The organism is Achromobacter veterisilvae (assembly GCF_037619525.1).
GTDB classification, from domain to species: Bacteria; Pseudomonadota; Gammaproteobacteria; order Burkholderiales; family Burkholderiaceae_B; genus Achromobacter; species Achromobacter veterisilvae.
The window spans coordinates 4,889,801-4,902,064 of sequence record NZ_CP148753.1 but is presented as its reverse complement, the minus strand read 5'-3'; the positions used below and the strand labels follow the sequence as shown (position 1 = coordinate 4,902,064).

Below are 12,264 nucleotides of genomic sequence, written 5' to 3'. Positions count from 1 at the left end.
CGCGACCTCAGGCCAGCTTGCCGACGGCCTGCTCCAGCAGGGTCCAGGCCTCGTTGCCGAAGCGGCCCTGCCATTCCTTGTAGAAACCGGCGCTGCGCAACTGTTCGCGGAAGCTGTCGGCGGACGGCTGGTTGAACAGCAGGCCCTTGCCTTCCAGGTCCGACTGCACCGAGGCGTTGAGCTTCTTGATGTCTTCGCGCTGCGCCAGGCCGGCTTCGTTGATGCCGCGCGCCACGACCGTCTTCAGGTCTTCCGGCAGGCCTTCCCACATGCGGCCGTTGGCGATGAACCAGTAGCCGTCCCAGATGTGGTTGGTGAGCGAGCAGTACTTCTGCACTTCGTACAGCTTGGCCACCTGGATGATGGGCAGCGGGTTTTCCTGCGCGTCCACCACCTTGGTCTGCAGCGACGAATACACCTCGCTGAACTGCAGGCTGGCCGGGGCGGCGCCCAGGCCCTTGAACATGGAGATGGGCAGGGAACTCACCGGCACGCGGATCTTCAGGCCCTCCATATCCGCGGCCGTCTTGACCGGGGCCTTGCTGCTGGTGGTCTGGCGAAAGCCGTTGTCCCACATTTTTTCGAAGGCATAGAGCCGGCGCTGCGCGATGGCGGCGCGCACGTGCGCGCCCAGCGCGCCGTCCATGGCGCTCCAGACCTGGTTGTAGTCCTTGAAGGCGAAGCCGACGGCGTTGATCGCCGCGACCGGCACCAGGGTCGCGATCACCAGCGCCGAAGGCGTGAAGAAGTCGATGCCGCCCGAGCGCACCTGCGCCAGCATGTCGGTGTCCCCGCCCAACTGGTTGTTCGGGAAGATCTTGATGTCCACGCGCCCGTTGCTTTCCTTGAGGATGCGTTCGGCGGCTTCCTGGGCGCGGATGTTCAGCGGATGGGTGACGGGCAGGTTGTTGCCGTACTTGAGCGTGTAGTCGGCCGCGCGGGCGACCAGCGGAAAGCCGCCGGTCAGGGCAAGGGCGGGAACCGCGGCAAGGCGGCGCAGGGCACTGCGGCGTGTCAGCAGCTTCATGGTTGTCTCCATAATCATGGTTATGATGTTTTTTGATGTTCCGCAAAAGCGCCAATCCCATGCGGCAGACTGGACAATAGTGAATAGGCGCTATCATCGTCAAACTTCATTCATGATGGTTTTTGATGTGAATCGAACTCCTTCCGAACGCAAGCTGGCACGCCTGGCGGACGTGGCGGCGCGGGCCGGCGTCTCCACCGCCACGGCCGACCGCGTGTTGAACCGCCGTCCCGGGGTGCGGGCCAGCACCGCGCAAAAGGTCTTCCGGGCCGCCATCGAACTGGACTACCTGCCCGAGCAGGAAATCCGCTCGGCCGCCGCGTCCGAACCGATGCGGCTGGTGTTCCTGCTGCCGCGCGGCAGCAACCGCTATCTGCGCATGCTGGGCGATACCGTCGGCTACGCGCAGGAGCACTTCGCGCCCTTGAACGCCAAGTGCCAGGTCGAGTACGTGGAAAGCTTCAACCCCGACGCGCTGGCGCAGGCGCTGGCCAAGCACGGCAGGCGCGCGGACGGCATCGCGTTCATGGCGCTGGAGCATCCGGCGGTGCGCGAAGCCGTCAATACGCTCGCGCAGCGGGGCGTGCCGGCGGTGACGCTGATTTCCGACATCGCCAACAGCGCGCGCGCGGCCTATGTGGGCCTGGACAACCGCGCCGCCGGCCGCACCGCCGGATACCTGATCGCGCGCTTCATCGGTTCGCGGGCGGCGCACGTGGCGCTGATCGCCGGGTCGCGCCATTACCGGGCGCACGAGGAACGCGAAGGCGGCTTCCTGCAGTTGTACGCGGAACAGTTCCAGGCCATGCAGGTGGTGGACCTGCGGGAAGGCTACGATGACGCGCAGCGGAACTATGAGCAGACGCGGCAGTTGCTCGAGCAGTATCCGCAACTGGCCGGCATCTACAACATCGGCGGCGCGTCCGACGGCGTGGCGCGCGCGCTGAAAGAGGCGGGCCTGCAGCACCGCGTCGTCTTCATCGGCCACGGCCTCACGCCGGACACCCGTTCGCTGCTGATCGACGGGACCATGGACGCGGTCATCACGCAAAGCCCGATGGAGGCCCTGATGAGCTGCGTGCGCATTTTCGGCAACCTGCGCGACAAGCGCAGCGCGATGAACGGCGTGGAACTGGCCCGCAGCCAGGTGATCTTCCGCGAGAACCTGCCGTAGGCCGGGTGTCGGTGCGCGCGAAGACGATGGAGTGCGCGCCGGACCCGCGCGGCTAGCCGTCGCCGGCCTGTTCGACGATCTGCCGCGCCACGTCCGCCAGCGACAGCCCGCCGTCCATGGCGGCGCGTTGCAGGCGTTCGTGTGCGGCCTGCTCCGTCAGGCCGTAGCGGCCGATCAGGATCCGCTTGGCGCGGTCGATGCGCCTGGTTTCGTCCAGCGCGCCGCGCGCGGCGGCCAGCGCGTCGTCGGCTTGCTGCATGCGCAGCGCCTGTTCGCGCATCATGTCCAGGATGGGCCGTTCCAGTTCGCCGCCCACGCCGTCCGGCGGCGGCGCGTCCACGACGCGGCCGTGCACGCCATACACCATGCTGGGCGCGCGGCCGCTGGCATGGTCGGCGTAGCGGCTGAGCAGCAGGCGGCGGTCGTCCAGTTCCTGGCGGGCTTCGGCGATGCGCTGGGCGCAGCGCTGGGCCAGGGCCTGGGCCAGCAGGCTTTCCAGTCCGCGCATGGCGTCGATGCGCGCGGTGTACAGGTCGAACCACAGTTCGGCCAGGCCGGCGTCCACGGGCTGCCCGGCCGAAGTGCGCTGCGCCACGTCGCGCATGCGGCGCACCTGCCCGCCCTGTTGCTGGATCCGTTCCCAGCATTGCAGGGCGTCGGGTTCGGCGTACTGGACGAAGATGCCGAAGCTGCGTTCCTGGCTGGCGGCCAGGCCCAGCATGCGGGCCTTTTGCGCGTCGCTGAAGCAGCCGGCGGTGTAGCCCATGACGCCGCAGGCGCGTTCCTGGCCGCTCAGTTCCTTGCCCTGCATGAAATTCAGCAGCGCCACCAGGTTGCGCGCCACGCCGGGGTCCAGCGCGGCGTCCGCGGTTTCGAAGACGATGGCCAGCAGGCTGCCCACGGCCTGGGTGAAGCGCGCGTCGGCGTCTTCGGCCGGCACGCGCCGGTCGCGGACCAGCCGCCGCAGCCCGGCAAGCTCGTCCAGCCGGAACAGGGAATAGGCGATGCCGTTGAGCAGCCGGGCCCGGGCGTTGCCCGGGTCCGCCGCCAGTCCGTCCAGCAGTTGGCGGACTTCCGCCTCGACCGCCTCGGCGTCCCCGGTCAGGCCGGCCAGCGCCGGCTGCAGGCGCGCGTCGGCGCTGCACAGGTACAGGTTGGAATAGCCGCGTTCCTTCTGCAGCGCATGCGCCAGCGCGCCGATGCGCACCACCAGGTCGCAACTGCGCGCCAGGGCTTCCAGGCCATGGAGTTCGCTGCGGCGCGCGGCGAGCAGGAAGCGCAGCGGCGGCGGCATGTGGCGTTCGGCCATGGGGGCTCCGGTCTCGGTCGGATGTGGTTCAGGCGCTTCGGCGCGACCCGGCGTCGGGCAGCGCGGGGGCTTCGGGGATGCCGAACATCCGGCAGGCGGCAACCTGGCCGATCACCAGCACCGCGGGGCTGCGCAGGCGGAACGCGTCCGCGTCGGCGGCCATGGCCGCGACCGTGGACGCGCATTCGCGCTGGCCGGGCAGGCTGGCGTTTTCGATCATCGCCACGGGGGTATCGGCGGCCATGCCGGCCGCCAGCAACTGGCTGCGCATGTCTTGCAGTTTGGCGACTCCCATGTAGACCACCAGCGTCGTGCCGCCGCGCGCCAGCGCGGACCAGTCGGGCGCGCCGCCGTCCTGGGTGTGGGCTGTGACCAGTGTAACGCCCGTGGCCAGCCCGCGTTGCGTCAGCGGGATGCCGACGGCGGTCGCGGCGGCCAGGCCGGCGGTGATGCCGTTGACGACCTCGCAGGCCACGCCGCGGGCGCTCAGCCACTGGGCCTCTTCGCCGCCCCGTCCGAAGATGCAGGGGTCGCCGCCTTTCAGCCGCGCCACGCGCAGCCCCTGCCGGGCGTAGCGCAGCATCAGGCGCTGGATGAAATTCTGCGGGGTCGAACGGCACCCGCCGCGCTTGCCCACGCGCACGATGCGCGCGCGGGGGCAGTATTCGAGGATCCGCGGGTCGACCAGGTCGTCCACCAGGGCCACGTCGGCCTGGCCCAGGGCCTTGACCGCTTTGAGCGTCAGCAGCTCCGGATCTCCGGGGCCCGCGCCGATCAGCCAGACGGCAGGATTCATGATGGGTGTCCTTGCGTTCATGAGTGGAGGGAAACGAGGGCGAGCGCGATGGCAAGCACCAGGCTCAGGCCTTTCCAGAAGGCCAGCGGATTGCGTTCCAGCAGGGGCAGGCGCTCGCCGCGCCGGGCGGCCTCGCCGGGATGGCGCAGCGCGTGGGTGAATTCGGACAGCTCCGGGGTGCGCGAGCGCGGATCGGGATGCAGCGCGCGGCTGAGCACCCCGTCGATCCACGCGGGAATCTCGCGGTCGCGGTCCAGCACCGATACGTAATTCAGGCGCAATTGCGCGGCGCGGCTGCGGGCCCGCGCCGCGTCCGGCCCGTAGGGCAGGCGGCCCGACAGCATCTGGTAGAGCATCGCGGCCAGCGAATAGAGGTCGGACCGCGGCGTGCCGGCCTCGCCCAGGAAGTACTCGGGCGCGGCGTACTGCGCCGTGCCCAGCACCGGGCCGGGGTGGTCCCCGGCCGGCGCCAGTTCCTCGATGCCCGCGGCCTTGGCGGAGCCCAGGTCGATGATCTTCGCCGTGCCGTCCGGCGTAATGAGGACGTTGTCCGGCCGCAGGTCCTGGTGCACCAGTTCCAGGCGATGCAGGGCCTGCAGGCCGCGGGCGATCTGCTCGACGATCGCGATGGCGGCGTCCAGCGCGGGCCGGGGATGGGCCGCCATCCATTGCGTCAGGGTGCGGCCTTCGATGTACTCGCTGGCGGTGTACAGGTAGCGGCGCGGCCTGTCGCGCGGCCAGGCGCGGACCACGTGGCGGCTGTCGATGCGGCGGGCGATCCATTCCTCGGTCAGCAGCCGTTCCAGGTAGGCCGGGTCGTGCCGCAAGTCCAGCGAGGGGATCTTGATGACGGCCTGCCCGCCGCTGGCGAGGTCGCGCGCCAGGTAGACATGGCTGCGGCTGCTGGCGCGCAGTTCGTCCAGGATGCGGAAGCCCTCGAAATCCTGGCCCGCCGACAGCAGCGGCGGACAGGGCAGGTCGCGGCTGTAGTCGCCCAGCTCGCTGGCCTGGCGGCCGGGCAGGGCGTCGACGCGGACGATCTGCACCGTCAGGTTGTCGCCGCTGCCGCGTTCATAGGCCAGCGCGGCCAGCTTGCGGGCGGCCTCGTCCAGGCAGCCGGAGTGCGCTGCCACGGCCTCGGCCATGTCGCGCGCGCCCACGTGTTCGTAGACGCCGTCGGTCGCCAGCAGGAAGACGTCGCCCGGTTCCAGCGGCTGGGTGTGGTAATCGATCTCCAACTGCGGGGCCAGCCCCAGCGCGCGGCTCAGGCAGCTTTTGTCGCGCGCGATCCAGACGCGATGGTCGTCGGTCAGTTGTTCCAGCGCGCCGTGGCGCAGGCGGTAGAGGCGGGCGTCGCCCACGTGCAGGATATGCGCGGTGGCGGACTTCAGCACCATCACCGTCATCGCGCATACGTATCCGCGGTCGCGGTCCGGGTCGTGGCGCTGCCGGGTCTGGGCATGCAGCCAGGCGTTGGCCGCGCCCAGCACCTTCTGCGCCGATTTTTTCACCGACCAGGTTTCCGGCGTGCAGTAGTAGTCCTCCAGAAAGCTCGCGACCGCGGTCTCGCTGGCGATGCGGCCGACCTCGCTGCTGCTGATGCCGTCGGCCAGCGCGACCGCGATGCCTTTTGCGCCCAGCAGCGGTTCGCCGGGCAGGCACAGGCCATGGAAGTCCTGGTTGACGGGCTTCCTGCCGGGCTCGCTGTGCTGGCCCGCCGCGACCTTCAGGGAGGCGGCGCGCTCGCGGGGCGCGTAGCTGTCCATGGCCGGCGGATCTCAGTTGAAGCTGCGCTTGGGCGCGGTCTTCATGTGCGTGGTGTAGAGCGTCAGGCCGGTCAGCGACAGCCCGCCGATCAGGTTGCCCAGCACCACGGGGATCTCGTTCCAGACCATGTAGTCCATGATCGAGAAGTTGCCGCCCAGGATCAGGGCCGAGGGGAACAGGAACATGTTCACGACGGAATGCTCGAAGCCCATGGCGAAGAACAGCATGATGGGCATCCACATGGCGATCACCTTGCCGCTGACGGTGGTGGAGATCATGGCGCCGACGACGCCCAGCGACACCATCCAGTTGCACAGCACGCCGCGCACGAAGATCGTCAGCATGCCGCCCGCGCCGTATTCCTTGTAGCCCAGCGTGCGGTTCTCGCCGATGTGCGAAATGACTTCGCCGACCTTGCTGGGCGGCGTCGAGAAGCCGTAGGTGAAGACGATGGCCATCAGGAAGGCCACCGTCAGCGCGCCCAGGAAGTTGCCCACGAAGATCACGCCCCAGTGCCGCAGCACGCCCTTGAGCGTGACGCCGGGGCGGCGGTCCATGAGCGCCAGCGGGGTCAGGACGAACACGCCCGTCAGCAGGTCGAAACCCATCAGGTAGAGGATGCAGAAGCCGACCGGGAAGAGCGCGGCGCCCAGGATGGGCGAGCCCGTCTGCACGGAAACGGTGACGGCGAACACCGCCGAAAGCGCCAGGATGGCGCCGGCCATGTAGGCGCGGATGAGCGCGTCGCGGGTGGCCATGTAGATCTTGGATTCGCCGGCGTCCACCATCTTGGTGACGAATTCGGCAGGGACAATGTAGGACATGATGGCTTCCTGTTTCTGGAGGGAGGGGCAATTGCGGGGCAAGGCAGGGGCGTCAGCGGATTTCCACCGCGTCGGCGTTGAGCCGCGCGCGCCATGCGCGCAGCCGCTGGTCGGGGTACTGCACGCAGCTTCCGTCCGCCAGGCGGAAGTGCTGCTTGTAGAGCGGCGAGGCAACCACGAGTTCGCCGCCCAGGTGGCCGACGATGCCGCGGCCGATGACGTTGGCGCCGGACCGGGGGTCGCGGTTCTCGATGGCGTACACGCCGCCGTCCTCGGCCTGCGGCACGTAGAACAGCGCGATCTGCACGCCCTCGACCAGCGCGACCACGCCGGAATGGGGCACCAGGTCCTGGCGGCGGCAGACGGGCCGCCAGGCTTGCGGTTCATGGGCTGGGACGTCCATCAGGAGATCTCCTCGGCTATGGGAATGACGCGGGCGGGGGCGGGCCGGGGCTGGCCGCGCTCCTGCACGAACTGGATATCGGGGTCCGGGCGGCTGTCGTTCACGAAGGTGCGGAAGCGCTTGAGCTTTTCCGGATCGTTCAGGGCGTTGGCCCATTCGCATTCGTAGCGGTCCACCACTAGCTGCATCTGGGCCTCGAGTTCGGCGCACAGGCCCAGGCTGTCTTCCAGCACCACCTGCTTCAGGTAGTCCAGGCCGCCTTCCAGCGATTCGCGCCACACGGAGGTGCGTTGCAGTTTGTCCGCGGTGCGGATGTAGAACATCAGCACGCGGTCGATGACGCGGATGAGCATGGCGTCGTCCAGGTCGGTGGCGAAGAGTTCGGCGTGGCGCGGGCGCATGCCGCCGTTGCCGCAGACGTAGAGGTTCCAGCCGTTCTCGGTGGCGATCACGCCGATGTCCTTGCTCTGCGCTTCGGCGCATTCGCGCGTGCAGCCCGAGACGGCGAACTTCAGCTTGTGCGGCGAGCGCAGGCCCTTGTAGCGGTGTTCGATGTCCAGCGCCATCCGCACGCTGTCCTGCACGCCGTAGCGGCACCAGGTGCTGCCCACGCAGGACTTCACGGTGCGGGTGGACTTGCCGTAGGCGTGGCCGGTCTCGAATCCCGCGGCGATAAGCTCGCTCCAGATGTCGGGCAGTTCGTGCAGTTGCGCGCCGAACAGGTCGATGCGCTGGCCGCCGGTGATCTTGGTGTACAGCCCGTACTTCTTCGCGACGGCGCCGATGGCGATCAGCCCGTCGGGCGTGATCTCGCCGGCCGGAATGCGCGGCACCACCGAATAGGTGCCGTTCTTCTGCATGTTGGCCATGAAGGTGTCGTTGGTGTCCTGCAGCGGCACCAGGCGGGGATCCTGGATGGGGCGGTTCCAGCAGGACGCGAGGATGGAGCCGACGGCGGGCTTGCAGATGTCGCAGCCCAGTTGGCCGCGCCCATGGCTGGCCAGCAATTGTTCGAAGGTTTCGATGCCGCCCACGCGCACGATCGCGTAGAGTTCCTGGCGGGTGTAGGCGAAGTGCTCGCACAGGCTCTTGTCCACGGCGACGCCGCGCGCCGCCAGTTCGTGCTCCACCACCTGCTTGAGCAGGCCGGCGCAGCCGCCGCAGCCCGTGGCGGCCTTGGTGCAGCCCTTGATGGCGGCCAGATCCGCGCAGCCGCCGTCGATGGCGTCGCAGATGGCGCCCTTGCTTACGTTGTGGCAGGAACAGACGGTGGCCGAGGCGGGCAGCGCGTCCACGCCGAGCAGCGGGGCGGCCTGCCCCTGGGGCAGGATCAGGCTGGCCGGGTCGACGGGCGGCGCGATGCCGTTCTGCACGTATTGCAGTAGCGTGTCGTAATAGCTGTTGTCGCCGACCAGGACGGCGCCCAGCACGCGCTTGCCGTCGGCCGACACCACCAGGCGGCGGTAGCCGGCGCCGGCTTCGTCGATGTAGCGGTAGCTGCGCGCGCCGGGCGTCGCGCCATGGGCGTCGCCGATCGAGCCCACGTCCACGCCCAGGAGCTTGAGCTTGGTGGACATGTCGGCGCCGGCGAAGGGCTGCGCGGTTTCGCCGCAAAGCGCGGCAGCCACGGTGCGCGCCATCTGGTAGCCGGGCGCCACCAGGCCGAACACGCTGCCGTTCCAGGCCGCGCATTCGCCGATGGCGTAGATGTGTTCGTCGCTGCTGCGGCAGAAATCGTCGATGGCCACGCCGCCGCGTTCGGCCAGCGTCAGCCCGGCCTTGCGCGCCAGCGCGACCTGCGGACGGATGCCGGCCGAGAACACGATCAGGTCGGTTTCCAGCGGCGCGCCTTCGGCGAAGCGCATGCGGTAGCGGTATTGCGTGCCGGGCCGGATGTCCTGGGTGGCGCGCGAGAGATGCACGCCCACGCCCAGCGATTCGATGCGCGCCCGCAGCGCGGCGCCGCCTTGTTCGTCCAGTTGCACCGGCATCAGGCGCGGCGCGAATTCCACCACGTGCGCCTCCAGGTCCAGCGACTTCAGCGCGTTGGCCGCCTCCAGCCCCAGCAGTCCGCCGCCCACGACCACGCCGCGCCGCGCGCCGTGGGCGGCCTCGCGGATCAGGTCCAGGTCGTCGAGCGTGCGGTACACCAGGCGCGACGCGCCTTCGGCGCCCGCGATCGGCGGCACGAAAGGATAGGAGCCCGTGGCCAGGACCAGCTTGTCGTAGGCCTGGCGGCCCTGCGCGGTGACGATCTCGCGATGGCGCCGGTCGATTTCCAGGACGGCCGCGCCCAGGTGCAGGATCACGCTTTCGGTCTCGTAGAGCGCCGCGTCGCCCAGCGCCATCGAGTCGGCGTCGCGTCCGTTCAGGTATTCGGACAGGTGCACGCGGTCATAGGCGCGGCGGCTTTCTTCGCCGAAGACGTGGATGCGGTAGCGCTCCAGCGCGCCGCGGGCGATCAACTGCTCGACGCAATGGTGGCCCACCATGCCGTTGCCGATGACAACGAGGGTCTGCAGGGAATCGGATGTGGCCGATACGTTCATGGGATATCCCCGGGCTTGGATATTCAGGTTTCGGAAGACGAAAGGCGCCCTGGACCTTGCGGTCGGGGCGCCTTTGCCGATGTTGCTCAAGTTGTCTTGCCGGCCTTGCGGCCCGCATGCCAGACATCAAGCAAAGTCCGTGCCAGGAATTCCGCATGCGGCCGCCAGGGGCCGGAATGCCGGGACATGCCAGGGAGCGGGAGAGGGAAAGGCCGCGCGGGCGGGCCGCGAGGCGGGCGGGGCCGCAAGGGCCGCTGCGTCAAGCCGGTGCATAGTCCTGTGCGCGCTGCACCCGTTTGGCGCAGCGCAGCAAACCCGCGCGGCGCGGGCTGCTAGCCGAACGCCGCCCGCACGGCGGAGAAGGCCGCGGCCACCAGCGGGTCGTCCCGCCGGGAGGCCTGGGTAATGAAGGAAAGTTCCGCCTGGATCGACAGCTCTTTCACCAGCAGCAGGCCGCTGGCCTGGGATTCGCGCAGGGCGATGGAGTCGCGCGCGAGCGACAGGCCGACGCCGGAACGCACCAGGTCCAGCATCGACGATTCCTGGTCCACCTCCGCCACCGCGTTGGGCGCGATGCCCAGGGCGTCGAACCGGGCCGACAGCAGCCGGTGGTGCACGGAATCCGGCGGCGTCCAGATCCAGGGCAGCGCCGCGATCTCGGCCCAGCCCCGGCCGGCCACTTGCGCGCCCCAGCCCTTGGGGGCCACGACGCAATACGCGAACGAGGCCAGCGGCAGCGCCTCCAGCCCGGCCGGGCCGCCGGTGTCGCCCTGCGGCCCCAGGAAGAAACCCACGTCCAGTTCGCCCGAGCGTATCTGCCGGCCGACCGATCCCGACATGCCGTGGCGCAGGGTGGGGCGGATCTTCGGATAGTGCTCCACCATGTATTGCAGGGTGGCGCCCAGGCGCAGGAACTCCGGGTCGAGGATGGTGCCGATGCGCAACTCGCCCTGGACGGTATCTCGCAGGGCGCCGATGGCGCGCTGGAAATCGTCCAGCGCGTCCAGGATCCGCTGCGCCGACGGCAGCAGCGCCCGGCCGTCGGCATTGGGCGCCAGGCCCTGGGCGGTGCGCGAGAACAGCGTCAGGTCCAGCGATTCCTGGAAGTTCTTCAGTTGCAGGCTCAGCGCGGGCTGGGTCAGGTGGAGATGCTCGGCCGCGCGCGTCAGGTTGCCTTCGCGGGCCACGGCGGCAAAGGTGCGGATGTGCTTCAGGTCCATGGGCGGGTCCGGGAATCGATCGACTCAATACCGTAAAGCCTATCAGGGCGCCGCGGAAATTCTTCACGCGGGCCTTGCGTGTTTCTTTTTTGTCCCGTAGAGTGGGACCGAATCTCGAAATTCGGGATTAATAAAAAAAGATGGGTGGCCATCGCGGCGCGGGACAACTACGTGCCCGGGTGGTTCTCAATCTGCACATCAGGAGACAAATGATGTATCGAAGCATCTTTACGCTCGTTGTGTCGTCAGTGATGGCCGGCGCAGGTATGGCGTATGCCGGCAATGCCTCGGCCGCGAGCTATCCCGACAAACCCATCAAGATCGTCATTCCCTATTCCGCGGGCGGGGGCACCGACCAGTTCATGCGCATCGTGTCCGAGCGCGCGTCCCGGCTTTTCGGCCAGCCCATCACTATCCTCAACAAGCCGGGCGGCAGCACGGTGATCGGCGTCAACGCGGTCATCGGCGCCGCGCCCGACGGCTACACGCTGCTGGTGTCCACCAACACCAGCTACACCCTGATCCCCTACGTCATGTCGCCGCAGCCCTATGCGCCGGAGAAGTCGCTGGACTATGTGGCCACGCTGGGGCAGACGGCCATGGTGCTGACCGCGAACAAGGCCATGCCGTCCGATCTCAAGACGGTGCTGGACGAGGCCAGGAAGAGCCCTGGCCGCTACACCTACGCCACCTATGGCATGGGGTCGTCCACCCACCTGGCCGGCGAAGTGTTCATGAACGACACCGGCGTGGAGTTCCGCCACATTCCGTACAAGGGCGTGGAGGCGGTCACCGCGCTGGCGGGCAATCAGGTGGATTTGATGATCGACGGCGTCAATGCCGCGGGCACCATGCTCGACGCCGGCAAGACCAAGGCGCTGGTCGTCCTGCAGCGGCAGCGTTCGCAGTTCCTGCCCGACACGCCGACCCTGGCCGAGGCCGGCTATCCGCAGGCGGCGGAGAACATCATTTCCTATGTCATGGCCGCGCCCAAGGGCACGCCGGCGCCCATTATCGACAAATTGCAGCGGGGCTTCGCCGAAGCCCTGCGCGACCCCGCCGTGCTGGAGCAGATCAAGGCCATGCGCACGGAGGCGGCATTCAAGGGACCGGAGGAAACGCGCGAGTTCGTGGCCGGACAGTCGGCGATGTTCAAGGACATCGTGGAAAAAAAGCACATCAAGTTCTGAGCGGA

Annotated in this window: 10 protein-coding genes; 2 read left to right on the top strand and 8 right to left on the bottom strand. The window is 68.7% G+C overall.

Translation table 11 applies throughout. From position 1 onward, the window contains the following. Positions 1-7 precede the first annotated feature (7 nt). Entirely contained in the window at positions 8-1,027 is a 1,020-nt protein-coding gene (locus WHX56_RS22675) for a TRAP transporter substrate-binding protein (RefSeq protein ID WP_129242163.1), read from the bottom strand. A 112-nt stretch (positions 1,028-1,139) separates the two neighbouring features. On the opposite strand from WHX56_RS22675, the gene WHX56_RS22670 reads away from it, so the two are divergent. Next, a complete protein-coding gene (locus tag WHX56_RS22670; protein WP_129242164.1) occupies positions 1,140-2,201 on the top strand; it encodes a LacI family DNA-binding transcriptional regulator in 1,062 nt (353 codons plus the stop codon). Positions 2,202-2,253: 52 nt separating this feature from the next. Here the strand turns inward: WHX56_RS22670 and WHX56_RS22665 are convergent, their stop codons facing one another. The 7 genes from WHX56_RS22665 to WHX56_RS22635 form a co-directional block, all read right to left on the bottom strand. Further along, positions 2,254-3,510, bottom strand: a complete 1,257-nt coding sequence (locus WHX56_RS22665; protein WP_338879081.1) for a nitrate- and nitrite sensing domain-containing protein — start codon at positions 3,508-3,510, stop codon at positions 2,254-2,256. Between the two features lie 28 nt (positions 3,511-3,538). Further along, a complete protein-coding gene (gene cobA / locus WHX56_RS22660; protein WP_338879080.1) occupies positions 3,539-4,306 on the bottom strand; it encodes a uroporphyrinogen-III C-methyltransferase in 768 nt (255 codons plus the stop codon). 17 nt (positions 4,307-4,323) lie between these two features. Then, positions 4,324-6,072 carry a bifunctional protein-serine/threonine kinase/phosphatase gene (locus tag WHX56_RS22655; protein ID WP_338879079.1) on the bottom strand — a complete coding sequence of 583 codons (1,749 nt, stop codon included), beginning with the start codon at positions 6,070-6,072 and terminating at the stop codon, positions 4,324-4,326. A 12-nt stretch (positions 6,073-6,084) separates the two neighbouring features. Next, complete coding sequence (locus WHX56_RS22650; RefSeq protein WP_129242168.1) at positions 6,085-6,897, bottom strand: formate/nitrite transporter family protein; 813 nt, start codon at positions 6,895-6,897, stop codon at positions 6,085-6,087. A 52-nt stretch (positions 6,898-6,949) separates the two neighbouring features. Continuing rightward, positions 6,950-7,300 carry a nitrite reductase small subunit NirD gene (gene nirD / locus WHX56_RS22645; protein ID WP_129242169.1) on the bottom strand — a complete coding sequence of 117 codons (351 nt, stop codon included), beginning with the start codon at positions 7,298-7,300 and terminating at the stop codon, positions 6,950-6,952. Further along, the gene (nirB, locus tag WHX56_RS22640) at positions 7,300-9,849 is read right to left on the bottom strand and encodes a nitrite reductase large subunit NirB (protein ID WP_338879078.1); all 2,550 of its coding nucleotides are present in this window, start codon (positions 9,847-9,849) and stop codon (positions 7,300-7,302) included. Before nirB ends, nirD begins: the two co-directional genes overlap by 1 nt. A gap of 332 nt (positions 9,850-10,181) precedes the next feature. Beyond that, positions 10,182-11,069 carry a LysR family transcriptional regulator gene (locus tag WHX56_RS22635; protein WP_338879077.1) on the bottom strand — a complete coding sequence of 296 codons (888 nt, stop codon included), beginning with the start codon at positions 11,067-11,069 and terminating at the stop codon, positions 10,182-10,184. A gap of 209 nt (positions 11,070-11,278) precedes the next feature. On the opposite strand from WHX56_RS22635, the gene WHX56_RS22630 reads away from it, so the two are divergent. Further along, entirely contained in the window at positions 11,279-12,259 is a 981-nt protein-coding gene (locus WHX56_RS22630; RefSeq protein ID WP_228468488.1) for a Bug family tripartite tricarboxylate transporter substrate binding protein, read from the top strand. The last annotated feature ends 5 nt before the right edge of the window (positions 12,260-12,264 follow it).

Coding starts and splice junctions, on each gene's coding strand:
- cobA (WP_338879080.1), bottom strand. CDS start 4,306: ATGAATCCTGCCGTCTGGCTGATCGGCGCGGGCCCCGGAGATCCGGAG.
- WHX56_RS22655 (WP_338879079.1), bottom strand. CDS start 6,072: ATGGACAGCTACGCGCCCCGCGAGCGCGCCGCCTCCCTGAAGGTCGCG.
- nirD (WP_129242169.1), bottom strand. CDS start 7,300: ATGGACGTCCCAGCCCATGAACCGCAAGCCTGGCGGCCCGTCTGCCGC.
- WHX56_RS22650 (WP_129242168.1), bottom strand. CDS start 6,897: ATGTCCTACATTGTCCCTGCCGAATTCGTCACCAAGATGGTGGACGCC.
- WHX56_RS22665 (WP_338879081.1), bottom strand. CDS start 3,510: ATGGCCGAACGCCACATGCCGCCGCCGCTGCGCTTCCTGCTCGCCGCG.
- WHX56_RS22635 (WP_338879077.1), bottom strand. CDS start 11,069: ATGGACCTGAAGCACATCCGCACCTTTGCCGCCGTGGCCCGCGAAGGC.
- nirB (WP_338879078.1), bottom strand. CDS start 9,849: ATGAACGTATCGGCCACATCCGATTCCCTGCAGACCCTCGTTGTCATC.
- WHX56_RS22670 (WP_129242164.1), top strand. CDS start 1,140: ATGATGGTTTTTGATGTGAATCGAACTCCTTCCGAACGCAAGCTGGCA.
- WHX56_RS22675 (WP_129242163.1), bottom strand. CDS start 1,027: ATGAAGCTGCTGACACGCCGCAGTGCCCTGCGCCGCCTTGCCGCGGTT.
- WHX56_RS22630 (WP_228468488.1), top strand. CDS start 11,279: ATGATGTATCGAAGCATCTTTACGCTCGTTGTGTCGTCAGTGATGGCC.